This is a genomic window from Bacterioplanoides sp. (genome assembly GCF_965226395.1).
Taxonomy (GTDB): Bacteria; Pseudomonadota; Gammaproteobacteria; order Pseudomonadales; family Oceanobacteraceae; genus Bacterioplanoides.
The window spans coordinates 2,217,531-2,242,159 of record NZ_OZ245358.1; the positions used below are offsets into that span (position 1 = coordinate 2,217,531).

21 protein-coding genes are annotated in these 24,629 nt (G+C 50.7%); 6 read left to right on the plus strand and 15 right to left on the minus strand.

The genetic code is table 11. The features are described 5' to 3' along the window. Positions 1 to 116 precede the first annotated feature (116 nt). A complete protein-coding gene (bluB, locus tag ACO05E_RS10215; RefSeq protein WP_419812829.1) occupies positions 117 to 788 on the plus strand; it encodes a 5,6-dimethylbenzimidazole synthase in 672 nt (223 codons plus the stop codon). A 32-nt stretch (positions 789 to 820) separates the two neighbouring features. Here bluB and pgi read toward each other — a convergent pair whose 3' ends face one another. From pgi to dksA, 11 genes are all read right to left on the minus strand, one after another. Next, positions 821 to 2,476, minus strand: coding sequence for a glucose-6-phosphate isomerase (gene pgi / locus ACO05E_RS10220; RefSeq protein ID WP_419812830.1), 1,656 nt, complete (start codon positions 2,474 to 2,476; stop codon positions 821 to 823). Between the two features lie 223 nt (positions 2,477 to 2,699). Beyond that, positions 2,700 to 3,080, minus strand: a complete 381-nt coding sequence (gene panD, locus ACO05E_RS10225; protein WP_255858694.1) for an aspartate 1-decarboxylase — start codon at positions 3,078 to 3,080, stop codon at positions 2,700 to 2,702. 141 nt (positions 3,081 to 3,221) lie between these two features. Further along, positions 3,222 to 4,109, minus strand: a complete 888-nt coding sequence (panC, locus tag ACO05E_RS10230) for a pantoate--beta-alanine ligase (protein WP_419812831.1) — start codon at positions 4,107 to 4,109, stop codon at positions 3,222 to 3,224. Between the two features lie 11 nt (positions 4,110 to 4,120). After that, on the minus strand, positions 4,121 to 4,927 hold the full coding sequence (gene panB / locus ACO05E_RS10235; RefSeq protein ID WP_419812832.1) for a 3-methyl-2-oxobutanoate hydroxymethyltransferase: 807 nt from the start codon (positions 4,925 to 4,927) through the stop codon (positions 4,121 to 4,123). 73 nt (positions 4,928 to 5,000) lie between these two features. Next, positions 5,001 to 5,489, minus strand: coding sequence for a 2-amino-4-hydroxy-6-hydroxymethyldihydropteridine diphosphokinase (folK, locus tag ACO05E_RS10240; protein WP_419812833.1), 489 nt, complete (start codon positions 5,487 to 5,489; stop codon positions 5,001 to 5,003). 19 nt (positions 5,490 to 5,508) lie between these two features. Further along, on the minus strand, positions 5,509 to 6,921 hold the full coding sequence (pcnB, locus tag ACO05E_RS10245; RefSeq protein WP_419812834.1) for a polynucleotide adenylyltransferase PcnB: 1,413 nt from the start codon (positions 6,919 to 6,921) through the stop codon (positions 5,509 to 5,511). Positions 6,922 to 8,815: 1,894 nt separating this feature from the next. Next, positions 8,816 to 10,222 (minus strand): sigma-54-dependent transcriptional regulator, encoded by a 1,407-nt coding sequence (locus ACO05E_RS10250; RefSeq protein WP_419812835.1) that lies wholly within the window; start codon positions 10,220 to 10,222, stop codon positions 8,816 to 8,818. After that, positions 10,219 to 13,146 carry an ATP-binding protein gene (locus ACO05E_RS10255; RefSeq protein WP_419812836.1) on the minus strand — a complete coding sequence of 976 codons (2,928 nt, stop codon included), beginning with the start codon at positions 13,144 to 13,146 and terminating at the stop codon, positions 10,219 to 10,221. The genes ACO05E_RS10250 and ACO05E_RS10255 overlap by 4 nt, the downstream gene beginning before the upstream one ends. After that, complete coding sequence (locus tag ACO05E_RS10260) at positions 13,136 to 13,312, minus strand: hypothetical protein (protein ID WP_419812837.1); 177 nt, start codon at positions 13,310 to 13,312, stop codon at positions 13,136 to 13,138. Before ACO05E_RS10260 ends, ACO05E_RS10255 begins: the two co-directional genes overlap by 11 nt. Positions 13,313 to 13,383: 71 nt before the next feature. Further along, positions 13,384 to 14,271, minus strand: a complete 888-nt coding sequence (gluQRS, locus tag ACO05E_RS10265; RefSeq protein ID WP_419812838.1) for a tRNA glutamyl-Q(34) synthetase GluQRS — start codon at positions 14,269 to 14,271, stop codon at positions 13,384 to 13,386. Between the two features lie 103 nt (positions 14,272 to 14,374). Further along, positions 14,375 to 14,806 (minus strand): RNA polymerase-binding protein DksA, encoded by a 432-nt coding sequence (gene dksA, locus ACO05E_RS10270; protein WP_419812839.1) that lies wholly within the window; start codon positions 14,804 to 14,806, stop codon positions 14,375 to 14,377. Between the two features lie 251 nt (positions 14,807 to 15,057). On the opposite strand from dksA, the gene ACO05E_RS10275 reads away from it, so the two are divergent. Next, entirely contained in the window at positions 15,058 to 16,239 is a 1,182-nt protein-coding gene (locus ACO05E_RS10275; protein WP_419812840.1) for a pyridoxal phosphate-dependent aminotransferase, read from the plus strand. Then, positions 16,239 to 16,955 carry a DNA/RNA nuclease SfsA gene (sfsA, locus tag ACO05E_RS10280; RefSeq protein WP_419812841.1) on the plus strand — a complete coding sequence of 239 codons (717 nt, stop codon included), beginning with the start codon at positions 16,239 to 16,241 and terminating at the stop codon, positions 16,953 to 16,955. The genes ACO05E_RS10275 and sfsA overlap by 1 nt, the downstream gene beginning before the upstream one ends. A 3-nt stretch (positions 16,956 to 16,958) precedes the next feature. Here the strand turns inward: sfsA and ACO05E_RS10285 are convergent, their stop codons facing one another. Next, entirely contained in the window at positions 16,959 to 17,303 is a 345-nt protein-coding gene (locus tag ACO05E_RS10285) for a Rieske (2Fe-2S) protein (protein WP_419812842.1), read from the minus strand. 30 nt (positions 17,304 to 17,333) lie between these two features. Here ACO05E_RS10285 and ACO05E_RS10290 point away from each other — a divergent pair, with 30 nt between their 5' ends. Beyond that, entirely contained in the window at positions 17,334 to 18,329 is a 996-nt protein-coding gene (locus tag ACO05E_RS10290; RefSeq protein ID WP_419812843.1) for a FecCD family ABC transporter permease, read from the plus strand. Beyond that, positions 18,323 to 19,087, plus strand: a complete 765-nt coding sequence (locus tag ACO05E_RS10295) for an ATP-binding cassette domain-containing protein (protein ID WP_419812844.1) — start codon at positions 18,323 to 18,325, stop codon at positions 19,085 to 19,087. Before ACO05E_RS10290 ends, ACO05E_RS10295 begins: the two co-directional genes overlap by 7 nt. A gap of 549 nt (positions 19,088 to 19,636) precedes the next feature. Here ACO05E_RS10295 and ACO05E_RS10300 read toward each other — a convergent pair. Together ACO05E_RS10300 and ACO05E_RS10305 are read right to left on the minus strand one after the other, a co-directional pair. Further along, positions 19,637 to 20,428: a cyclic nucleotide-binding domain-containing protein gene (locus ACO05E_RS10300; protein ID WP_419812845.1), complete on the minus strand. Its 792-nt coding sequence runs from the start codon at positions 20,426 to 20,428 to the stop codon at positions 19,637 to 19,639. Positions 20,429 to 20,582: 154 nt separating this feature from the next. Next, on the minus strand, positions 20,583 to 20,957 hold the full coding sequence (locus ACO05E_RS10305) for a pentapeptide repeat-containing protein (protein WP_419812846.1): 375 nt from the start codon (positions 20,955 to 20,957) through the stop codon (positions 20,583 to 20,585). A gap of 58 nt (positions 20,958 to 21,015) precedes the next feature. Between ACO05E_RS10305 and ACO05E_RS10310 the strand changes: the two genes are divergently transcribed. Next, on the plus strand, positions 21,016 to 23,430 hold the full coding sequence (locus ACO05E_RS10310) for a DNA polymerase II (protein WP_419812847.1): 2,415 nt from the start codon (positions 21,016 to 21,018) through the stop codon (positions 23,428 to 23,430). An 89-nt stretch (positions 23,431 to 23,519) separates the two neighbouring features. Here ACO05E_RS10310 and ACO05E_RS10315 read toward each other — a convergent pair whose 3' ends face one another. Next, positions 23,520 to 24,623: an imelysin family protein gene (locus ACO05E_RS10315; protein ID WP_419812848.1), complete on the minus strand. Its 1,104-nt coding sequence runs from the start codon at positions 24,621 to 24,623 to the stop codon at positions 23,520 to 23,522. Between the last annotated feature and the right edge of the window lie 6 nt (positions 24,624 to 24,629).

Consider the following 24,629-nt stretch of genomic DNA (forward strand, 5'->3'; position numbering starts at 1 on the left):
GTAGAAAAGAAAATGACATAAAAGAAAACCGTGCCATTTTACGCCGAAAGTGAGTGACTCCCAAACGCTTTCAGAGCTTTGTATAATGACGCTTTCTTTTATCCTCTTTGATTCTTATGCCTGATCGTAACCAGCAGTTTCAACCACCGCACAGCGACTTGCTGATGGAGCTGCTGGCGGCCCGTCGTGATGTGCGCGGTAATCGTTTCTTATCCGAACCTCTGGCGAGTAAGGATGTGGATAAAATTCTTAAGGCCGCTCTGCACGCGCCATCGGTGGGTTTTTCACAACCATGGGAATTTGTTCTGGTGTCTGACAACACACGTCGCCAGCAGGTGGCGGACAGCTTCTTTGCCGAAAACCAGAAAGCGTTAGCGCTGTTTCGGGCAGGCGATTACGACGCTGCCAAACTGGAGCAGTATCAGGCGCTAAAGCTGGAAGGCATCACCGAATCGGCACTGAATATTGCGGTGTTTTATAACCCCAAAAAAGGGCCGGTGTTAGGCCAAACCAGTATGCCGGATATGGGGCGCTACAGCGTGGTGTGTGCGGTGCAGAATATGTGGCTGATGGCGCGCTCGCTCAATATTGGTATGGGGTGGGTGAGTATTCTCGACCCGGAGAAAGTAAAAAATATTCTGCAGGCCCCGGCGGATCGTGAGTTGATTGCCTATTTATGTCTGGGCAAGGTCGATCAGTTTTATGATCAACCCGAACTGGAAACCTTAGGTTGGGAAGCCCGTAAAGAGGCGGAACAAGTGGTGCTGAGCGAGGGCTATGCAGAATAGCTCTGCTGTTTAATATCGCGCTAGCTCGCCTGCTATAACAGATTCTGCATATCGTGGAAGGCGCGCACCAGGCCATTGGTTGAGCCGTCAAAATGCTCCGGAATGCTTTCTCCTTCTAAAGCACTCAGCACTTTACTGCCCAGTTGTTTGCCTAATTCTACGCCCCACTGATCAAAGGAATTAATGCCCCACAGGAAGCCCTGAGCGGCCACTTTGTGCTCGTACAGAGCAATCAGTGCACCCACCACATGGGGTTTGGATTTCGGGAAATACAGGGTGTTACTTGGACGGTTACCGGCGATCACTTTTTGCGGCGCGGTAACAATGGCTTCGGCTTTGCTCATACCGGCGGCCATTAACTCAGCTATCGCTTCTTCTTCCGATTTGCCCTGTAATAACGCCTGACTCTGACTCAGGCAGTTGGAAACCAGCATGGCGTGGAAATTATCAATCGGATTATGGGTGCACATCGGCATAATAAAATCACACGGCGAAAAGTGTGTGCCCTGATGCAATAGCTGGTGGAAAGCATGCTGGCCATTGGTGCCTACACCACCCCAGATAATTGGCCCGGTATTGTAATCCACCGGCTGACCATCAATGGTGATGGACTTACCGTTACTCTCCATATCCAGCTGCTGCAAGTGTGCTGGCAAGCTACGTAGATAATGATCGTAAGGCAGAATCGCCTGACTGTTCACACCAAAGAAGTTCACATACCAGAGGCTGAGTAAAGCCATGGTAATTGGCATATTCTGCTCAATCGGAGCGGTGCGGAAGTGCTCGTCCATATCGTAGGCACCGCGCAACATATCGCGGAAGTTGTCGATACCAATCGCCAGTGCCAGTGGCAAACCAATGGCGGACCATAAAGAATAACGACCGCCGACCCAATCCCACATCGGGAAGATATTTTCTTCATCAATACCAAAAGCTTTGGCTTTTTCGACGTTGGAGGACACCGCGGTAAAGTGCTTCGGTAAATCAGCTTCGCTGCCGCCGTTATTCAGGAACCATTCACGACAGGCCAGAGCATTTTTCAGCGTTTCCTGCGTGCCGAACGATTTCGACTGGATAATAAACAGGGTGGTCGACGGATTCAGGCGCTTGAGGATTTCAGTGATATGAGTGCCATCAATATTGGCCAGATAGTGCACATGCAGGCCACTGTCCCAATAGGGCTTTAACGAACTGGAAGCCAGTTTCGGACCTAAAAAGGAGCCGCCGATACCAATCGAAACCACATCGGTAAACGGCTGATTGTCGAAGCCACGCCACTGATTACGGCGGATCTTCCAGCAAAACTCTTCCATCCGCTGCATGGTATGGCGAATTTCCGGCATCACATCCACACCATCAACCATCACCTGGCGATCACTGAAATTACGCAGGGCGGTGTGTAACACCGGACGATTTTCACTGCGGTTAATCACCTCACCACGGAACATATTATCAATTTGTTCCGGTAAACCGCGTTCATGGGCCAGCTTGTACAGCAGCGCCATAGTGTCACTGGTGATACGGTTTTTGGAGTAATCGAGGCTGATGCCAGCGGCCTGTAACTGAAACCGCTCAAAGCGGTTTTTGTCCTGCGCAAACCAGTCACGCATATGTTGCTGCTGGATGTCCTGATGGTGGCTGTGAAGTAATGCCCAGGTGTCCGATTGGGTCAGGCTGGTGCCAGTCATAATCCATAATCCTGTTTCGGTGGCAGTTCGTGCGTCAGTGCACAAACCTACTAATAACTGGGCGCAGTATAAGGAGAGTGACGCTTAGGCGCAAAAGGCGTGTTTGTCGGTTTTGTCACTGTTTGAGCAATGGGAAGTAAAAGGAGGAGCAAGGAAGATGAGAAGAACACAGATACAAAAAACGCCGCAGAAGCGGCGTTTTCAGATGAGCAACAGCGAAGCTTCAGGCAACCTGCACCGGAATATCAAAGCTGGTGTGGCTGACGGTGTTGTCTTCGTTCATGTACACCATCTTTGGCTTAAAGGTCGCCAGTTCTTTCTCATCGTAATTGCCGTAAGCACAGATGATGATGCGATCACCTTCGCTGGCCAGGTGAGCAGCAGCGCCGTTCACTGAGATAATACCGGAGTCATCTTCGCCACGGATAATGTACGTGGTGAAGCGTTTGCCATTTGTAATGTTGTAAATCTGGATCTGTTCAAATTCGCGCATGCCGGCGAGATCCAGCAATTTTCCGTCAATGGCGCAAGAGCCTTCATAGTTCAGCACCGAGTGAGTCACACGGGCCTGATGTAGCTTGGCTTTGAGCATGATGGTTTGCATGGTAAACCCTTTCTTAGCTGATCGATTCTTTGTCGCAGAACCTGTTATTTCTGACCTCAGGGTCAGTCTTTTATACCGGGTTCTGAGACTCCGGAATTGTTCATTTCTTGGCCTCTCAGGCGCAAGGCGCGCAAGTATGCCTCATTCAAACGCCTGATTCAATGTCACCTGAATATTATCAATCAGGCGTGCATTACCAAGGAAAGCCGCGCCCAGAATTGTTATAGACGAATGCCGCAGCTGTTGTGACTGCAGTTCATCATTGGTCAATGGCTGTAAGTCATTTGAGTAACGAATGTCGAGATAATCGGTGCTAAAACCCTGTTGATCGAGGTGAATTCTGGCCTGATCAAGGATGAATTCGAGACTTTGCTCACCGTTTTGCAGCGCGGCAGCAATGTTATTCAGGGTTTGGTACAGCGCCGGAGCCTGCTGGCGTTCGCTGGCTCTGAGGTAACCGTTGCGGGAACTGAGCGCTAAACCATCGTCCGCCCGGGCGGTAGCAACCGGAATAACCTCCACCGGCATACATAAGTCGGCCACCATTTTGCGAATCACCGCAACTTGCTGGAAGTCTTTCTCGCCAAAATAAGCTTTGTCGGGTAACACCTGATTAAACAACTTGCTGACTACGGTCGACACGCCATCAAAGTGCCCCGGGCGACTGCCACCACACAGGCCTTCAGAAACCACAGGTACATGTACGATGCTTTGTTTATCCTGACCGGCCGGGTACATTTCTTCGACATTCGGGGCAAACAGCAAATCGCAGTTTGCTGCTTGCAGCTTTTGCTGATCTTCGGGCAGGGTGCGCGGGTAACGGCTTAAGTCGTTTTTGTCGTTAAACTGCAGCGGATTGACAAAAATGCTGCTGACGGTGTAACAGCCATCGGCGGTTGAGCGATCAATCAGGCTGATATGACCTTGGTGCAGATTGCCCATTGTGGGCACAAAGCCGATCTCCTGACCAGCCTGACGAGCCGCTTTCACGTGTTGGCGCAGTTCTTTAATGGTATGAACAGTGATCATCAGTGTATCCCTTACCCGAAGCCATGTTCGTCTGATGGAAACTCACCGCTTTTAACCTGCTCGGCGTAAGCGCTGATGGCTTGAGGAATGGTGCGGCCATTGGTCATAAAGTTTTTCACAAACTTAGGCACATAGCCGGTGTTCATGCCTAACATATCGTAGACCACCAGTACCTGAGCATCGGTGTCGGCACCGGCGCCAATACCAATAACAGGTACATCAACGGCATCGGTAATGCGCTTGCCCAGTTCGCTAGGAACACACTCCAGCAGAATCAGATCAGCACCGGCAGCTTCCAGTTTTTGGGCATGTTCAACCATCGCGCTGGCTTTGGCTTCATCACGTCCCTGAACCTTGTAACCACCAAGCTTATTGACCGCTTGTGGGGTTAAACCCAGATGGGCACACACCGGTACCCCTTGTTTCGACAGAGACTCAATCAGTGGAATCAGCCATTCATCGCCTTCAACTTTGATCAGGTGAGCACCGGCTTGCATCACGGCGCGTGCGCTTTCCAGACCCTGCTCCAGGGTGCCATAACTCATAAACGGCAGATCAGTCATCACCAGTGCCGGGCGTTGTGCCTTGGCATTGCCGCGCGCCACCATTTCGGTGTGATAAGCCATTTCTTCGACAGATACCGGCAGGGTGCTGTCTTTGCCTTGCAGCACCATGCCTAAGGAATCGCCCACCAGTAGCACTTCAACACCGGCGTCGGCAGACACCTGAGCAAAGGTCGCATCGTAAGCCGTGAGAACAGCAAACTTCTGCTGTTCGGCTTTCATTTGTTTCAGTGTTGGAATACTGATGGGTTTCATGAGGGTTCTCCAATCTTGCCTGCTACCGGCAGGTTTTTCGTGGAGGCGTATGTTGCGGATTGTGGCAACAATGTCAATGCCAGAGGCGTTTCAGACGATGCAGCTGACCATCGAATTCCGGTGTGATCGTGGCGATAGCGCGCCCGTCGGGCAGCACCAGTTGTGGGTTGATCTCGGCCAGAGGCAATAACACAAAGCTGCGCTTGTGCATCTCGTGGTGGGGCAGGTTTAATCGCTCGCTGCGCAGTTGCAGATCACCATAAAGGATAATATCCAGATCGATATTACGTTCGCCCCAATGGCGTTTACGTTCACGTCCCTGAGCCAGTTCCTGTGCTTGTAACGCATCCAGCAGCGCCAGCGGTTCCAGTGTGGTTGCCAGCTGAGCAACGGCATTGAGGTAATCGGGCTGATCCTGTGGCCCCAGCGGTTTACTGCCATAAAGTGAGGAAACCGCGGTTAACTCCGTCTGTGGCAGCTGTTGCAGGGCATTCAGAGCGTCCAGAATCTGCTGTTCCGGGTTATTCAGGTTGGCGCCGAGGCCAATATAACAGGTGATCATCTGCTGTTATCACCGGTTGTTATGACTGTGGGCGCTGAGAGCGTGGTTTGCGTCGTGGACGACGACGGCGTTGCTCGCCATGTTGTTCACGATCTTGCTCATTGCGTGGGCCACGATTGTGTGACTTTTGCGGAATCGGGTGTTTTTCCTGATAGCTGGTCCACCACTCGCCCAATCCTTTCAGGTCTTCGCCAGACTGTTCACGCAGCAGCACAAAATCATAAGCCGCACGGAAGCGCGGATGCTGTGCCAGCTCATGCACACGCTTGGAATGCGTTTTTGGCAGACGCAGCTGCATTTCCCAGATTTCCCGCATCGGAATCGAGAAGCGCTTAGGAATGGCGGTGCACTGTACCTGCTGACGAATCACCCGATCAGCGGCTTGTTGTAAAGCCGGATGTGGCGGCAGCCCCTGATCTTCAAACTCCTGCTGTACCCGGCGCATTCCCGGCCATAACAAGGAAGCAAAGAAGAAATACGGTGTAACCGATTTACCCGAGCGAATGCGGGTATCAGTGTTACGCATGGTGTTCTCGACCATCGCCAGCGCAAACGGGTCATCACGCAGGCACTGTTCTGTCGCCGGAAACAGTGGTTCAAATAAGTCGTACTCACGCAGCATACGGAAGGTATCCAGCGCCCGGCCATGCAGGAATAACTTCAGCACTTCTTCAAACATACGTGCTGCCGGAATCTGCATCAGTAACGGAGCCATGGCACGAATCGGAGCCGCCGTTTGCGCCTCAATGGTGAAGTCGAGTTTTACTGCAAAACGAATGGCCCGCAGCATACGTACCGGATCTTCACGGTAGCGGGTTTCCGGATCGCCAATTAAGCGAATCTGACGTTGCTGCATATCCTGCCAGCCACCGGCATAAGCGTGCACGCTGAAATCGGCAATATCGTAATACAGAGCGTTAATGGTGAAATCGCGGCGCATGGCGTCTTCGTCTTTACTGCCATAGACGTTATCACGCAGGATCATGCCCTGATCACCGGTTGCTGCAACTTTGCTGGAGTGCTCTTCTTTAGGCGGCGCACGGAAGGTCGCCACTTCAATCACATCGCGGCCAAACACCACATGAACCAGCTTAAAACGACGACCGATCAGGCGAGAGTTACGAAACAGTTTATTCACCTGCTCCGGCGTGGCATCGGTGGCGACATCAAAATCTTTCGGATGCAGATCCAGCAGGTTATCACGCACACCACCACCCACGAGCAACGCCTGATAACCGGCTTTGTTAAGGCGGTACAGTACTTTCAGGGCATTCTCACTGATATTGCTGCGACTGATGGAATGTTCGTCACGGGGAATCACCGTTAACAGCTCAGGAGAACGCGCCGATTTTTTACTACCGGAGCGTTTGTTACCAAGCAGGCGGTCTTTATGGTGATTAATCTGATTGATCAGTTTATTTAAGCGGCTCAAAGCGTGACAGTTCTATGCTGGTGGTTACAGAAAGGCGCTGAGTTTAACGGTTCATTGGCGGCAAATAAACCAGTGTGCAAAATTGTTCAACCTGACGCCAGATAGCAAAAAAGCCGCAGTTGCGGCTTTCAGATGATGAATTCGTCCCGAGGTTGTTATTTTTATATCCCAGGAGGGGCAATCCATAAGAGCGGCGAGTTGGCGAATTCATTGTTTTAAATAATCAGGGTCTTAAGGCCCTTTATTTTTCTTATTCTTAACAGCACTTGAGGCTGGTTACCTAAAACAATGAATTCATAACTCAGACTCCTTGTTATTGTTGTTAGAAGAGTCTGCCTGGCAGTGTTTTGTTATTTTTATTAATCCCTGCCCAGATCTGTCGTTGCTTATTATTGTTATTTTATTATTGTTATTGAGTGCGCGTCAGATCTGTAATGAATAGAGCAGAAGCTGTGCCAAAAAATGAAAGTTCTTTTAAATCAAAGGTTTGCCTTTCTTGTGCCAACTTTTCTTATCTTTGCGTAGGTGAAAGTGTTACTTCGGGCGCGACTTCTGGTAACAAAAGTGTAACCCCGGTAACGCTTTGTAACTGAGTTGGTCAGGGCTTGCCAGCGTGCGGTTGTGACAAGCGAAAAATCAGGCGAAACCATGAAGGCATCAGAGTGCAATGACAGTCTGTTGACATGGGAATGTAGTCGTTGAAAGAGGAAAGAAATGAATGAACAACTGTTCGCAAGCCTTTTGGCGCTTTATTCAGCCTGTGCATTGAAGGTGTTGTGCGTTGCAGGTGTTACGCATGGAAGGAGCTGCATATCGAAGGTGCGGTATAAAAAATCGATAAGACCCTATAAGAACAATAGAAGATGTAAAGCAAACGAACTGAAGGAAACCGGGAAGAGTGGGAGAGCCCATTGTTTTGAACAAGCTAGCGAATGCCTTGTTGTTATTGTTAGTGCAGCAAGCGCTGCATATTCAAAACAATGGACTCATAACAGTTGAGTCTTTGACTAATACTTAAGCCTTTAACTCGGCCTCTGTTGTTATTGTTATGGAGGCGACTACCGTGCTGACTTTTTTATTTTTATTGCTGCAGCACTCTGCGAACACCGGCATTTGTTATTTTTATTGTGTGCCAACATTTGTGGGTTAGCTATAGCAGGACTTATGCCAGGAAGGCCAAATGCTCTTTTGTATTAAAGAATTCCTTTTAAAACAATGACTTATAGGTATATTGCTTGTGATGGCTGTGTGAGTTGAGCGAAGTGTTACCTTCAGTTGCTCCTGTGGGTAACAGTTTGTTGGAACTCAGGTAACAGTTTTTGAGTAACAGTACGTAGCGGAATCAGATCAGCAGCGACACGTGGCCATAAAGTCTCAAATACAGTGATAACGTCCTGAGATGATGTAGAGGGAAAACTTGGAGCACAACAAGTTGGAAATCAAAAGGAAGGTGTATATCAAGCGCTGCTATTTGGGGAAAGCTGAAGGGTTAGCAATTACTGATGTGCAGATATAAGAAAGCTGATTGCTTTGACCGCTACATTGAGCAAGCAAAGGAATCAGCTATCAGTGAGTCGGGGCTGTTATTGTTATTGTCGTAACTCATTCGCCCGCTGTTATTGTTATTTTGGGCTTATTATTGTTGGCGCTTTCCACATCAGCTTTTTTATTTTTATTCGTGCTGAGCTTCTTGCTTATTACTGTTTTGAATAAAGCTAAAGCTATGCCAGATTTCAAAGAAATTTAAAAAATCCTTTAAAATCAAAGACTTAAGTTATTTCCAGGAAGTTTAGGGAAGGTTTGAAAGCATTGGGGTTACGCCAGGTGTTACGTTACCTGGCGCGAAATGACGGATTTTTAGCTGGAGTGTCACCGACCTGTTACTGAGGTGCTGCTACTTGTTACCTTTTTTACGCGGTATGCCAAGACGCTGGCGTCGTTCCCACAGACTTTTTCGCGAGATTCCCAGCTTCCGGGCCAGATCGGTCTCGGTCATATTGGTTTCATTCTCCAATACAAAGTGAACGAAGTAGTCATCTAACGATAGATCACCTTGCTCTTGTTCGGGTTCACTTGGCCCGTAAGGTTCACTTTGCAACAGATTGTCTTGCAATGCCTGGCTGACATAACGGTCACTGCTGACATCAATGCCGAGAAATTCAGCGGCGATGGGTTCGCCTTCGTCGGCCAGAATAACCGAACGCTCCACGGCATTTTCCAGCTCACGGACGTTACCGGGCCATTGATACTGGCGAATGGCTTCCACTGCTTCATGGCTGAAGTGCATGGCTGGTTGTTCCATTTTGTCACACGCGCGCTTCAGCATCGCTTCGGCCAGTTCCAGCACGTCGTCGCCGCGTTCGCGCAGTGGCGGTAAATGCAGCTCGACCACATTAAGGCGGTAATACAGGTCTTCCCGGAACTCGCCACGGCCAGCCAGCTCTTTGAGATTACGGTGTGTGGCAGCCACTAAACGCACATTCACCTTCTGGCTTTGTACCGATCCAACACGACGAATTTCACCTTCCTGCAGTACCCGTAATAAACGCGCCTGAGCTTCCAGTGGCAGTTCGCCAATTTCATCGAGGAACAAGGTACCGCCATCTGCGGCTTCCACCAGACCCTGACGTTGCGCCGTGGCCCCGGTGAAAGCGCCTTTTTCATGGCCGAACAACTCCGACTCAATCAGAGTTTCCGGAATGGCGGCGCAGTTAACGGAAATCATCGGCGCATCGGCCCGACGGCTTTGCTGGTGCAGGGCTTTGGCGACCAGTTCTTTACCGGTACCGGATTCGCCCTGAATTAATACCGTGGCATCGGTACGTGCCACTTTGCTGATTTTTTTAAACAACAACAGCATTGGCGGGCAGCTGCCAATAATGCCACTCACCGGGTATTCGCTGTTCACTTCCTGCTGCATGGCTTTGCTTTGCTGGCCACTGTCAGAGCTGATTTGTGATTCTTTCAGAATCCGCTCAACCGCACGGATCATCTCGTCATGGTCAAACGGTTTGGCGATGTAATCCACTGCGCCCATCTTCATGGCATCCACCGCCGAGCGCAGGCTGGCATAGCTGGTCATGATCAGCACCGGGGTGTTACCGGCCAGTTCAATCAGTTCGGTACCGTCACCACCCGGCAGACGCAGGTCACTGATGATTAAGTCAAAGTTGTCAAAGTTCTGTGCTTTGGCGTCGTCCAGATTATCCACATCGGTCACCTCGTGGTGATGACGCTGTAACAGTTTACGTAAGGTCAGACGGATAATGGATTCGTCTTCGACAACTAAAATCTGGCTCATGCCTGAGGTTCCACTTCTTTTATTGGGTTATAACGGGGAAGGCTGACTTTAACACAGGTTCCGTGTCCATCGGAGACCGGGCTGTGAATGGTGATATGGCCGTAATGCTCTTCAATTATGCTGTACACCAGCGCCAGACCCAGGCCGGTACCTGAGCCAACGTCTTTGGTGGTGAAAAACGGCTCAAAAATACGATCCACTTTATCGGCCGGAATGCCATGCCCCTGATCGATGACTTTCAGGCTTACCTGATGTTCATCAGCGTCAGCGGTTACCCGAATACTGTCACCGCGCTGGCTGGCATCACGGGCATTACTCAGCAGGTTTACAAACACCTGAACCAGGCGCTGGGCGTCACCCAGTAACAGTAATTCAGGATCACATTCGTTACAGAATTCGATGTCCTGGCTGCGTTTGCTCAGACGTAACAACTGCATGGCTTCGTCAATACAATGGCTGATCAGTACGGGTTCATGTTCAGTTGAGTGATGGCCGGCATGAGCAAAGTTCATCAGTGACTGAACAATCCGGGTAACCCGCTTGGTTTGCTCCTGAATCTGATCGGCCATTTCCTGCATATCGGGGTTGTCTGTTTCATACCGAATCAGCTGCGCCAGACTGTCGATGCCGGTAATCGGATTACCAATTTCATGAGCCACACCGGCTGCCAGACGACCAATCGAAGCCAGACGCTCACTGTGCATCAACTCTTCTTCTAATAACCGGGTTTCGGTCTGGTCTTCCATCAGCACCACGGTACCGCCGGGCTGTCCGCCACTGGGCTGTAACAGTGCCTTGTGCAGGCTGTACCAGCGTGGTCGGGCATCAATGTCGACCCGTTTTTTATGCTCGTGCATTTGTGGGCTGGCGACAAAATCGCTTAACAGTTCGTGCCATGGTGACGGCAGACGATCGAGATGCGAGCCGCTGACCTGTTGTGACTCAATCCTGGTCAGATCGACCATGGCCTGATTCCACATCAGAATCTCACCGTCGTCGGCCAGCGAGCAAACCCCAATCGGCAGGCGCTCTAATGTCTGGCGGTGATACCGACGCAGGTTATCGAGTTCCCCGGCGAGGCCACTTAGGCGATCATGGAATCCTTCCAGACGTTGTTCGATCTGATAGATGTCTTCACTGAGTTCGGCATTTTCCTGAAACGGCAAATAACGGCTGGTGATATCGTGGGCAACCGTTGGCCCCATTAATCCTGAGAGGTTGGCCTCCAGTCGGGCACGCAGGCGGCGCAGGGCGTAAGGCCGGTCTTCATAAGAGGGCAAATCCAGATCCGACAACGCCTGATACACTTCCCGCTCAGCAACATAACGCCCCAGTGGTTTACTGAGCGACACAATCACATCATTGGAATTACCGGCAATCAGTGGTCGCCGTGATGGGCGTGAGACGGTATCAATCGAGCAGGCTTCGGCGGCAGACACTTCAGACGGCTTCTGTCGGGTGGTGAGGCTGACCAATACAAACAGTACGGTGTTGGTTCCGAGAGAGGCCAGCGCTGCCAGATACCAGTTAAATTCATCCACCGGCGGCAGTGGCAGAGGAACATGCCAACCCAGATTCATCTCTGAGAAAGGCAGCAGCATGGAATAAGTCCAGCAAACGATGCCGGCAATCAGGCCAGTGAGAAATCCTTTGCGATTCGATTGCGGCCAGTACAGCAGCCCAAGAATGCCGGGTAAGAATTGCACCGCAGCAACAAAGGCCAGCAACCCTAAGCGATTAAGGTTCAGGTCGGCACCAACCAGAGCATAGAAGCCATACGCCAATAACAGGATAGCGGCAATCAGGCTACGGCGTACCCACAACAACCAGCGATAAAAATCTGCTTTGGGGCTGGGCTTATGAATCGGTAACACCACGTGATTGAGCAGCATGGCCGCCATGGCAATGGTGATCACAATAATAATACCGGAGGCCGCCGCCAGCCCACCGAGGAAGGTCAGTACCACTAAGGCCGGAGAACCCAGCTTGATGCCAATGCCCAAGGCAAAATATTCGGCTGGCAGATCCAGATCGAGATAAACGCCAGCCCATAAGATCGGCGGCACCGCCATCGCCATGGCTAATAAAAACAGCGGAAAGCCCCAGCTGGCGGGTTGTAGCGCCTGACCGTTAACGTTCTCGGTAAACACCACATGAAACATATGCGGCATGACCACGGCGGCGGCAAAAAAGATCAGTAACAGAGTACGCCAAGGCCCTTCCTGTAACGTTGCCTGTTGATTCAGCCGGTCTTGATTGGTGATCAGCCATTGCTCCAAACCGCCGGTTTCTGAGAACACACCAAACAGTGCAACCCCGGCCAGGGTCAGGATGGCCGCCAGCTTGAGTAAAGATTCAAACGCCAGCGCAAACACCAGACCTTCGTGCTTTTCTCGTGGTGAGACGTGGCGGGCACCAAATAACACGGCAAACAGAATCATAATTAAGCAGAAACCGAAGGCCAGCTGCGGCGCCTTCCAATCACTGTTAAGAATATGCAGGGTATCGGCAATGGCGGTCAGCTGCAGGGTGAGCATCGGAACCACCACCGCCAGCATAAACAAGGTGACCAGAATACCAGCCAGACGTGAGCGATAGCGGAAAGCCAATAGGTCGGCGAGGGAGCTGAGCTGATAAATGCGGCTGATGTTTAGCAACGGGCGCAGCAGGATCGGTGACATCACAAAGGCACCGGAAATCCCCAGATAATAGGACAGATAACCATAGCCATACTGGCTGGCCAATCCGACTGAGCCATAAAAGGCCCAGGCGCTGGCGTACACTCCCAGAGACAGAATATAGACCAGTGGATGGCGCACCCAGCGTCGTGGCACCCAGTTTTTTTCGACCGCGTAGGCGGCGGTGAATAATACCCCCAAATAGCCGAGGATGATTAAGCCCAGTTGGCCAAGACTAAAGCTCATCATCACCTCGCTTGCGATTCATCCAGATATACAAGCCAATCAGAAATAACCAGACCGCAAATGGACGATACCAGGCGCCTTTATCATCCAGCCACCAGTCCATCATGATGGGTGAAAACAGATAAATGCCAACCAGCATCAATAAGCCGAGGCGGTAATCGTACATGAGAGATCAAATCCTGATTCAGAGTCCTGATGATGGCAGGCAGGGTATCACAACCGCGCTGAAAATAGCGCTTAGCGCAAAAAAGGTGCGGGCGCCGGATTCCCTTTTATGCCTGCCAGGCGAGTGATATTCCAGTGCTGCACCGCCCACTCCAGAATTGCGTTGTTGCCCTGATTTCTGAGGGAATCGGGAGGGGACTGGTTCAGCCAGTGCAGCGCATTCCACAAGGTATTGCCGCTGTCATCCGGCTGCAGCGCAGTTGCCAGATTCTGTTTGCTGAGCTTTTGTCCGTTGGTTTCCAGCGCCACCGGAATATGAGCGTATTGGGGCACCGCATAGCCCAGTGCCCGCTGCAATTGTTGCTGACGCAGGGTGGAGTCAATCAGGTCGATACCACGCACCACATGGGTAACCTTCTGATCGGCATCATCGGCAACGACTGCCAGCTGATATGACCAGGGGCCGTCGCGGCGTTTCACCACAAAATCACCGATATCCCGATCCAGTGACTCACTGTAGTGGCCCTGTAACTGATCGTCGAAATGGCATTCACCGCTGCCAACGGCAAAGCGCCAGGCAAAATCCTGATGATCACGAAAATGATCCGCCAGCTGGCAGACGCCACTATGCAAGGCACCGTTTAATTGCTTGCGTGAGCAGGCGCAGGGGAATACCTGGCTCTGATCAATCAGCTGTTCCAGTACTTGTTGATAGGCTTCACTGCGCTGGCTTTGGTAACGGACTTCGCTGTCCCAATGCAGCTGATAGGCTTCAAGAATCGTCAGAATCTGATGAGCGGCGTGTGGGTCTTCACGGGGAGGGTCTAGGTCTTCAATACGCACCAGCCACTGACCATGGTGATGTCGGGCATCCAGATAACTGGCAAGCGCGGCTAACAAAGAGCCGAAGTGTAACGGACCTGTTGGCGAGGGTGCAAAACGGCCGATATAAGCGCTCATGGTGTGCAAAGAGATGGTGTGTAAAAAGATGGAGGCGAAATGATGAGCAATCAGCGGTCGGGAGGTTGTTTAAAGCAGCAACACCCCGACCGCTAATTAAGCGTTAAACGCCCAGCTGCTTCTCTTTGATTTCAGCCAATGTTTTACAGTCGATACATAAATCGGCAGTTGGACGGGCTTCCAGACGACGAATACCAATCTCAACGCCACAGGATTCACAGTAGCCGTAATCGCCAGCTTCAATCAGATCCAGTGTTTTATCAATTTTCTTAATCAACTTACGCTCGCGATCACGGGTGCGTAATTCCAGGTTGAATTCTTCTTCCTGGCTGGCACGATCATTCGGATCCGCGTAATTGTTTAGCTCGGTTTGCATATGCTCTTTGGTGCGATCCACTTCCTCCATCAACTCCTGTTTCCAGTTGCGGAGAATGCTGCTGAAGTGCGCTTGCTGAGCATCGTTCATGTACTCTTCATCTTTGGCCGGTTCATACGGCGTAAAGTTAGAAAGAGCGAATTCTTTAGTATCTGGCATGGTTTTACTGCCTCACCTGGTAAACCGAAAATCGGTAATTCAAGTCCATGCGCCTCATGCGCCTCATGCGCTGCGTGTGAGGGGCGCTCAAAATTACAAGGCGGGGAAATTATCAGATAACACCGTCAGCGCCAACTTTTTCTGTGTGGAATTTGCTTACGTTGCCCGCCTCTTCTGGCACAATGCGCCATTTTTGATTGGCATTTAACCAATTGCGTCGTATTAACGATCCATTACTGTAGTTCTTTAGAATGAAAAAACCAGCACAACGTTCCCAGGAAATTCAGCCGTTTCAGGTGATGGCCATTCTCGCTCAGGCTCAGGCGATGCAGGCTGAAGGCCATGATGTGATTCATCTGGAAGTTGGCGAACCGGATTTTGCCACCGCCGAGCCCATGGTAAAAGCTGCGGTTAATGCCATGCAGGCGGGTCACACCAAATACACACCCGCACTGGGTTTACCTGAGTTGCGTGAGAAAATTGCCGGTTATTATCAGCAACGCTTTGGTGTTGCGATCAGCCCGCAGCGGATTGTATTAACCCCAGGCGCATCAGGTGCTTTGTTATTGCTCAGCGCCGCACGGCTGGATGTTAACGATCAGTTATTACTGGCCGATCCGGGTTATCCCTGTAACCGCCACTTTGCCCGCACGTTTGAAGCCCATGGTCAGTTGGTGCCTGCCGGGCCTGAGAGCAAATACCAGCTTACGCCAGAACTGATTCGTCAGCATTGGCAAGCGGATACCAAGGTGGCATTGGTCGCCAGCCCGGCCAATCCAACCGGCACCGTGTTGTCGCTGGATGAACTACAGGCATTGGCCAATGAAGTACAACAACAGCGCGAGCGTTATGGCCAGGGAGAGCTCTGGGTAGACGAAATCTATCAGGGGTTGAACTACGATAGCGAACCTCAAACCGTATTGTCGGTTGCGGATGATGCCGTGGTGCTGAATAGTTTCTCCAAGTTTTTTGGTATGACGGGCTGGCGCTTAGGTTGGTGTGTGGTGCCGGAAAGCTGGGTGCCAACCCTGGATACACTGGCGCAGAATCTGTTTCTGGCGCCGCCGACTCCAGCGCAATACGCGGCACTGGCGGCCTTTGACGACGACGCCATGGCGATTTATGAGCAGCGCCGTCAGGAGCTACAACAGCGTCGGGATTATTTATTAACCGCCTTGCCTGAACTGGGATTTGATATTCCGGTTACGCCCGACGGGGCTTTCTATATCTACGCTGATGCCAGTCGTTTTACTGATAACAGTCTGGAATTTTGTGCCGAGGCGTTAAAAGCGACGGGTGTGGCGTTTACCCCCGGCGTCGATTTTGGCGAGTATCAGGCCAGTACCCATGTGCGGTTTGCCTTCACAACCAACTTGCCCCGTTTAAAACAAGCGGTTGAGCGTTTAGCCGATTGGTTAACGGAGCGTTCCTGATGAACTATCAACAGCTTTTGCTTCAGGGCACCCTGATTAAACGTTATAAGCGTTTTCTGGCGGATATTCGCTTGCCCGATGGTCATGAAATCACGGTGCATTGTCCGAATACCGGCTCGATGAAAAATTGTGCCGAACCGGGCTGGCCGGTGTGGTTATCCGATTCTCAGAACCCCAAGCGTAAGTATCAGTACAGCTGGGAATGGGTAGCGGTACAGCACCAGTACAAAGCCTGTATCAACACCGCACGCGCTAATCAGCTGGTGGCGGAAGCGCTGGAGCAGGACGTGATTAGTGAGTTGAACGGTCATGAGCGCATTCAGAAAGAGCCTAAAGTGGAAGATGGGCGGTTGGATTTTCTGCTACATCAGGAGCATGACCTGAATGAGGCGAGCAAAACCTATGTGGAAGTAAAATCCGTGACCCTGATGGCTGAACAACCCGGTGCAGGCTCCTTTCCCGATGCCGTCACCGAGCGTGGCTTAAAACATCTGAAGCGATTACTGGCGCTACACCAGCAGGGCTATCGTGCTGTGCTGCTGTTTTGTGTGGCACATGAAGGCATTGAACAGGTTACCCCGGCGGATGATATTGATCCGAAATACGGCGCGGCGTTGCGTGACGTGGTGGCGCAGGGTGTTGAAGTGCTGGCCTATCGGGTGGAATTTGGTGAGCAGCAGATGGCGTTAACACGCCGGGTTCAGGTTTTATTGTGAGTGCTACTCTGACAGCCTGATCTCCAGGATCTCTTGATTCAACCGGTGCTCAATCATCTGTAACCGCTGACCCTGACACGGCCCGGCAATGCACATGCCGGTATCAATCAGAAACAAAGCACCGTGCATGGCACACTGAATCAACAGGCCGTCGTGATCGAGAAACTGATCGTCCTGCCATTCCAGGTTAATTCCTAAGTGAGGACAGCTGTTGCGATACACATAAAACTGATCGCGCTGTTCCTGCTGTCCCCGCACCACAAACAATGGCTGAGCGTTGCGTTCAAATCCTTTACTCTGTCCTTCCTCAATGTCGTTGATGTGGCACAATGGCTGCCATGTACTCATAACATCTGTCTCATCTGGTTGGTCTCTGGCTTGAAATCATCTGTTTTTATTCGCGCACAGCATATCTTGCCGCTATGCCTGCTACTACCGGTTTTATTTTTGCTGTTGGGGATTTTCAGCGGCTCTCAGAGTTTTGGCTGGCTGCTGGAAGCGGATGCCGGGCAGGCTATCTTATGGCAAATCCGCTTACCACGGGTGGTGATGGCGTTTCTGATCGGCGCGTCGCTGGCATGGGCGGGGGTATTGATTCAGGGGGTGGTGCGCAACCCCTTGGCTGACCCTGGTTTGATTGGCGTCTCCGGTGGCGCAGCGGTGGCAGCAGCGGTGTTTGTGGTGATCGCTTCGTCCTTTCCTCTGCCGTTATGGCTACAGCCAGTGATGGCCTTTGTTGGCGGTTTTATTGCCTTGTTTATTGTCATGCGTATGGGGCTGAGTGGTGCGTCGATGCACGCCATGAGTTTTCTGGTGCTGGCGGGTATTGCGATTAATGTATTGGCCAGCGCGCTGATTGGTTTGTTGTCGTATATGGCGAGCGACAGTGCTCTGCGCCAGATTACCTTTTGGTCGCTGGGCAGTTTATCCGGGGCGAACTGGTACTGGAATGGCGGCTTAGCCGCGGTGCTGATTGCGGCACTGTTGTACTGGCCAAAACGCTTACGTCAGCTGGATGCTTTATTGTTGGGAGAAGTCGAAGCCCGGTCTCTTGGTATCTCTGTTAAGACTATGCAGTGGCGGGCGGTGCTTTGGGTCGCTGCGATGGTGGCGATTGCGGTAACGGCCAGCGGTGTGATTGGTTTTGTTGGACTGATCAGCCCTCATATTGCGCGCTTATTAACCGGCGCTGCGCATCAACGGGTGCTGCCGTTAGCGGTCATGATTGGCGGTTGTTTACTGGTGGCGGCTGATGCACTGGCGCGCACGATTGTGGCCCCTGCCGAGCTGCCAATTGGCATTGTTACCACCTTATTAGGAGCTCCGGTGTTTATCAGCTTATTGCTGCGTGAAAAGAGGCGCTTATCGTGGTGAATCAGACGGCGTTTATGCAGCTATCCGCTGTTGGCTTAAACAAAGGCCCGGCAGCGATTTTACGGGATATTGAGTTCGCCCTGCAGCCAGGTGAGCTGGTGATGCTGGTGGGCCCCAATGGCGCTGGTAAATCGACCCTGCTATCCATTCTGGCCGGGTTAAATCCACCGTCACACGGCAGTCTGAGCATCCACGGCAGCTCAGTAACTGGCTGGTCGCGTGAACAGTGGGCGCAGCACATTACCCTGGTGCCACAGTTAAGTCAGATGGGCTTTCCACTCACCGTGCGTGAGGTGGTGGAGCTCGGTGGCTTAGCCCATGCGCAATCAGTGGTGGCCCTGCGGGATGCCACTCGCAAGGCACTGATAGATTGGGATATTGAGTATCTGGCGGAACAGGAAGTGCGGTTACTCTCCGGCGGCGAGCAACAACGCACGCAGCTTGCGCGCAGCTGGATTCAGGTGCATCAGCCTGAGAGTGGGTTATGGTTGTTAGATGAGCCTCTCAGTGCTCTGGATCTGAAACATCAACGCCAGTGTTTACAGCGGGTGCAGCAGTTAAAAGCCGAAGGTAAAGCCATTGTCATGGTGGTACACGATCTGAATCTGGCGTTGCGGTATGCCGATCGGGTATTGATGTTGTGTTGTGGTGAACTGGTCGCCGATGGCGAGGCGAAAACCGTATTAACGGCACAGCGGGTATCGGAGGTATTTCAGGTTGAAACGGTACTGAATGAATCCGGCTTGAGCTGGTTGTAAATTGGCTTTAAAAAACAGAGAAGCGGATAAAAAAGCGCCCCTCAATTCTGGCTTATAAAAAACTCAGAAGAGGGGCTAAGCAACCGTGATTAGCTTGATGAGAGAGATCACCATCCTGATGATGAGTCTGGATGCTGAACACCGGCACCATCTCTGGCGTCGATAAGTAAATAATATACATTCTCATTATCATTGCAACACCCGAATGCGAAAAATTCTCAAAAAGTCTGGTTTGGCACAAATGGATGTTTTTTGCGGGAAGCGTATTTGCACCAGGCGTATTTTCGGCAATAAAGGTGACAGCTAAGAAGCAACAAAGAAGGGATAAAAAAACGCCCCTCAACTCCGAAGAGAGAGGGGCAAATAACCGTGATTAGCTTGATGAGAGAGATCACCATCCTGATGATGAGTCTGGATGCTGAACACCGGTGCCATCTCTGACGCCGATAAGTAAATAATACACATTCTCATTTAAGTTGCAATACCTAAATGCGAAAAATTCTCAAAAAGGTTATTTTGCATGACGTCTGTGTGTTTTTTGAACAGGTTTTAGTTGTCTTGTTGCTTCTCAATAAGCTGCTGGTTCATGGCCGTAATGCGGCGTGCCAGGTTTTCAATCAGATTCAGTGCCGCTTGTGGCTGTGCTTCAATCAGGGTTGCAAAATCCGCTTGGGGAACGGCCATAATGCTACAGGCCGTTTTTGCAATGACGGTGGCAGAGCGCGGTTCCTTGGTAAACAGTGCCATGGCACCAAACACTTCTTCTTCGCCGATTTCTCCGACCTTGATATCGTCAACAAACACATCGGCTTCACCATGGATAATGGTGTACACCAGATCCGCAGCATCTCCCTGGCGAATAATGACATCACCGGGTTCCAGGTTCTGGAAACCGGCTGCCGGGCGTACCTGCTCTTTAACCAAACCGCCGAGATAATCCAGCAACATGGCGTTATGACACATCAGGTAGTGGCTCCAGTAATGCTGGCGACGCTTATCGGAATAGACATGACGTAAGAAGCGGTCGCGATCAATCGGAATCAGTTCGACGTATTCGTCTGCCCGTAAGCGTGGAGTGGGCATATCAAACGAAGCCATCATGCCAACAATATCGCCTTCGACGAAGCTGGCCAGTGTCTGGCCATTGCGGGCGTAATGCAGTATGCCGTCGCGCACCAGAAACAGCTGTTGATGATCGAATACTTCGTAGAGGCTTTCTACTCCTTCCAGTGTGATGACTTCCTGATCCAGTTCGAATCCTTCCAACAGCGCCTGCGTTAATTGATGAATCCGTTGCAGTAAGCGTTCTGTCTCATCGGATAGTTTACCCGGCAGGTACATGGTGTTTCCTCATTAGCGAACAGGTGGTCAGACAATACCGTGGCAGACAATGTAGCTTAAAATACACAGCCCTTGAACCGGAAATGTCATGATTCCGGCGTAAGCTGAGTGATTATCAAACGACTTTGTGACAGATTGTGGAACAATCGGCCAATCAGCCGCAGTTGTGGCGTAAACGGGTGCCCAGGCTGACAGACAGCTGAATCTCCTGAGCGCTCAACTCCACTGGAAAATAACAGCCACTGATTTTGGCATCTGCCAGACTGGCACCATCCAGACAACAGCCCCGGAAGTCGATACCACGCAAGTCAGCGCCGCGGAAATAGGCATTGGTGAGGTCCATGCCGAGCAGTTTCAGGTTACGTAAATCCAGACCGCGCAGGTCACAATTGCGTAAATCGCAGGTCTGGCCATCAGCGCGGGCTTGATTAAAACCCTCAACATTGTCGTGGCGCAGCATCTGATACAGAGGATCCTGGCTGATCGTCGGTGAATCTGAACTGATGCTTTCGGTTTCAGAAGTAGTCATAGAAATGCTCCTTAATTACACTGCATACCCGCATACAGATCAGTATAGAAACAAATTCATGAAACCGATGGTTCCCGGCTTTTTATTAACCTCTTCCTGGGAAGAGAACCCAGCAGACGGAGGAACCCGGCTGAACTTCTGGTGGCGCACCGGGCAAGGGGCACTTCAGACCCGGGTGAATCAACCGGCGGTATGTTTTATTGATCAATGTTTTTATGACAAAGCACAACACATCGCCAGCACACTGGATTGGCCGGTTCGGGTGGAAAAAATAGCCCTGCAGTCGTTCGATTTTGAACCGGCGTGTGCCTGCTATATGCCTCATCATTATGTATACCGCTGGCGCGATGTACTGGCCGGGCAGGATATTATTTGCCGCGAAGTGGATATTCGCCCTACCGATCGTTATCTGATGGAGCGCTTTATTTATGGTGCCGCTGAGATCCATGGTGAAGCTGTTACCCTGCCGGGTTCGGCAGTGGATAAGCCCGTTCTGGAAGTTGAACATCCCCGTTTGCGACCAACCCGTTATCAACCAAAGCTGACAGCACTGTCGATTGATATTGAAACCTCCTTTCCCCGCCAGGGAAAAGCTGACCAGCTGTTTTCAATTGGTTTTTATGCCGATGATTATCAGCGGGTGGTGATGGTGGGCGATCCTCAGCAGTCGCTTGCCGGTGTTGAGCTGGTGGTCGACGAAGCGGCTCTGTTACATCGTTTTCTCGACATTATTCAGGACTATGACCCGGATGTGATGATTGGCTGGAATGTGGTGCAGTTTGATTTTGCTTTTTTGCGGCGTAAATTTCAGCAGTACAAGATTCCCTTTGCCATTGGTCGGGATGGCAGTGTGTTGTCGTGGCGCCGTAGCAAAATGAATAAAGAACGGGTTTTTATGCACATTGCCGGGCGAGTGGTACTGGATGGTATTGACCTGTTAAAAAACGCGACCTATCAGTTTGAGAGTTTTGCGCTGGATGCCGTGGCAGAACATTTTCTCGATGATCGCAAGCTGCTGCATGGCGATGACCGTGGTGGCGATATCGAGCATTTATTTCTGCATGATAAAGCCGCACTGGCCGACTACAATCTGAAAGATTGTGAGCTGGTGTGGCGTATTTTCCTGAAGGCCGATTTATACAATTTTGCCATAGAACGTAGCCATATGACCGGACTGACCATGGATCGTATGGGGGGATCGGTAGCAGCGTTTGAAAATCTCTACTTACCCCGTTTGCATCGCCAGGGGTTTGTGGCTCCTAATATTGAAGAAGGTTATCACGCGCAAAAAAGCCCCGGCGGTTATGTGATGGATTCACGCCCCGGGCTGTTTGAACACGTACTGGTGCTGGATTTTAAAAGCCTGTACCCGTCGATTATTCGTACTTTTAAAATCGATCCAATGGGGTTGGTCGAAGGGGTGAAGGCCCGCTCTGAAAAAGAGGAGCTGGATAGTCTGGTGCCCGGTTTTTTTGATGGCGTGTTTCATAAAAGCAAAAATGTATTACCTGAATTAATTCGCCAGCTGGGTGAATGGCGCGAGCAGGCCAAGCAACAAAACAATCAGGCGCTATCACAAACCATCAAAGTGATTATGGCGTCTTGTTACGGGGTTCTGGGTTCGGAAGGTTGCCGCTTTTATGATACACGCCTGTCCAGCTCAATTACCAAACGCGGCCATCAGATTATTCAGCAAAGCTCTGACTGGATTGAACAGCAGGGCTACGATGTGATTTACGGCGATACCGATTCAGTGTTTGTCTGGCTGAAACAGTCCGTCAGTGATCAGCAGGCTGATGATATTGGCAAACACTTGGTAAGCGGCTTAAATCAGTGGTGGCAAACCCGGTTGCAACAGGAATTTGCTATCGAAAGTTATCTGGAAATGGAGTACGAAACCCATTACCGGCGGTTCTTTATGCCTTCCATTCGGGGAGAAGAAACCGGCAGTAAAAAACGTTATGCCGGGTTGGTGAAAAATACACAAACCGCAGAGCCAGAAATGGTGTTTAAAGGATTAGAAGCCGTACGTACCGATTGGACACCGTTGGCACGTGATTTTCAGAAAGAACTCTACCGCCGGGTGTTTCTTAACCAGCCCTACCGTGACTGGGTTAAACAACAGATGCAGGATTTATTATCGGGCAAGCTGGATGAGCAGTTGATTTACCGGAAACGTTTACGCCGCCCGCTCAGTGCTTACCAAAAAAATATTCCACCCCATGCGCAGGCGGCTGGCAAGTTAGAACAGTGGCGCAAACTACAAGGACTATTGCCACGCTTTGCGGAACGTGGTGGCTGGATTGAATACCGTATTTGTCAAAATGGCGCACAGCCAATTGAAATACCGAACACCACTATTGATTACAGCCATTATGTGGAGAAACAATTGATGCCGGTTGCTGATGCTATTTTCCATTTTACCGGAGAAAGCTTTAGTGAAATGGCCGGGCAACAAATGGCCCTGTTTTGAAAAAGGCATTGTTTTGATAAGTAGGAAGCTGATAAACAGGAAGCTGGTAGTCAGCTTCCTGTACAGATAATCTGAAGTCGCTCAGATGATTAATCACCGTCCGAGAAATTCAGACCAACGTTGATACCCAAACCATTTTTGAGTTCACGCTTGATATTACCGTCCAGATCCAGAGTCGCAGCGTAAAAATCCACTTCATTTTCATCGGCAATGGTCTGCTTCACTCTGGTAATGTTGCTGCGCAGAGTGGTCAGATCTCCGGCTGAGTTAATCTGCATTAAATCGGCAAAACTTTCGGTGGTTCCTGTGGTGCCTTCGACCATTTTCTCAAATGATAATAATCCGGCATTTACCAGCTGCCAGGAATGGCCCGACAAAACACCAGCATCATTAATGATGGTACGCTTATGAACATAGTCCATATATTCATTGGTGGATAAAATCAGTTGGGCATCCGCCGCTGTATCCCCTTCACCAGGAACGGTGTCCAGGGTGCCATTGAGTAATAAATTACGGAAGCTGGAGCCCGTATTTTTATAATCCACTTTCCAGGATTGCTGAATATTGGTGGCGCGCTGTGCCAACTGCTGGCTATAACCTTTTAGCGCATTACATTTATTTGAGTTGGCGGTGTAGTCCGCAACAATGTCTGCCGCTAACTGGCTCTGGTCGCTGCTGCGTTCGAATAACGCCACTTCGGCAGCTAATAACCCCAGGCGTTGAAAGTTTTTGCTGGCAAAGCTGGCTGGGTCAACCACTTCAGTTTTGGCGATTTCGGCTGCCAGGTCATTACGAACCGTATCGGTGTAATTGATACCACGTAACCGCAGTGCATCAATAAAGATATATTCTGGCTCGATTAAATCCGGGCTGTTATTACTTGGGCCAAGGTTATAAGGCAGGTACTGGTACCAGGCTTCGGCGGTTGTTTTCCACTGGTTTTGTGCACTCAGCAGAGTGGTTTCATTGATGTTATCGCAGAACGTATTGCTATCGCTTAGCAGTTGCTGGGTCTGCTGTTGAAAATTATCCACAGCAGGAATAACCGTCAGGTTAATAATTTCAGAAACGGCCGTGCTGGAATTAATCTCTTCTTTAAAGCTCTGTGAACTGGAACTGCTGCTTGAGCCACAAGCAACTAAGGCAGTACTTAGCGTTGTTGCTGCTATTAATCGAAGACTGTATTTATTCATGAGTTA

Coding starts and splice junctions, on each gene's coding strand:
- bluB (WP_419812829.1), top strand. CDS start 117: ATGCCTGATCGTAACCAGCAGTTTCAACCACCGCACAGCGACTTGCTG.
- pgi (WP_419812830.1), bottom strand. CDS start 2,476: ATGACTGGCACCAGCCTGACCCAATCGGACACCTGGGCATTACTTCAC.
- panD (WP_255858694.1), bottom strand. CDS start 3,080: ATGCAAACCATCATGCTCAAAGCCAAGCTACATCAGGCCCGTGTGACT.
- panC (WP_419812831.1), bottom strand. CDS start 4,109: ATGATCACTGTTCATACCATTAAAGAACTGCGCCAACACGTGAAAGCG.
- panB (WP_419812832.1), bottom strand. CDS start 4,927: ATGAAACCCATCAGTATTCCAACACTGAAACAAATGAAAGCCGAACAG.
- folK (WP_419812833.1), bottom strand. CDS start 5,489: ATGATCACCTGTTATATTGGCCTCGGCGCCAACCTGAATAACCCGGAA.
- ACO05E_RS10250 (WP_419812835.1), bottom strand. CDS start 10,222: ATGAGCCAGATTTTAGTTGTCGAAGACGAATCCATTATCCGTCTGACC.
- ACO05E_RS10255 (WP_419812836.1), bottom strand. CDS start 13,146: ATGAGCTTTAGTCTTGGCCAACTGGGCTTAATCATCCTCGGCTATTTG.
- ACO05E_RS10260 (WP_419812837.1), bottom strand. CDS start 13,312: ATGTACGATTACCGCCTCGGCTTATTGATGCTGGTTGGCATTTATCTG.
- gluQRS (WP_419812838.1), bottom strand. CDS start 14,271: ATGAGCGCTTATATCGGCCGTTTTGCACCCTCGCCAACAGGTCCGTTA.
- dksA (WP_419812839.1), bottom strand. CDS start 14,806: ATGCCAGATACTAAAGAATTCGCTCTTTCTAACTTTACGCCGTATGAA.
- ACO05E_RS10275 (WP_419812840.1), top strand. CDS start 15,058: ATGAAAAAACCAGCACAACGTTCCCAGGAAATTCAGCCGTTTCAGGTG.
- sfsA (WP_419812841.1), top strand. CDS start 16,239: ATGAACTATCAACAGCTTTTGCTTCAGGGCACCCTGATTAAACGTTAT.
- ACO05E_RS10285 (WP_419812842.1), bottom strand. CDS start 17,303: ATGAGTACATGGCAGCCATTGTGCCACATCAACGACATTGAGGAAGGA.
- ACO05E_RS10300 (WP_419812845.1), bottom strand. CDS start 20,428: ATGTACCTGCCGGGTAAACTATCCGATGAGACAGAACGCTTACTGCAA.
- ACO05E_RS10305 (WP_419812846.1), bottom strand. CDS start 20,957: ATGACTACTTCTGAAACCGAAAGCATCAGTTCAGATTCACCGACGATC.
- ACO05E_RS10310 (WP_419812847.1), top strand. CDS start 21,016: ATGAAACCGATGGTTCCCGGCTTTTTATTAACCTCTTCCTGGGAAGAG.
- ACO05E_RS10315 (WP_419812848.1), bottom strand. CDS start 24,623: ATGAATAAATACAGTCTTCGATTAATAGCAGCAACAACGCTAAGTACT.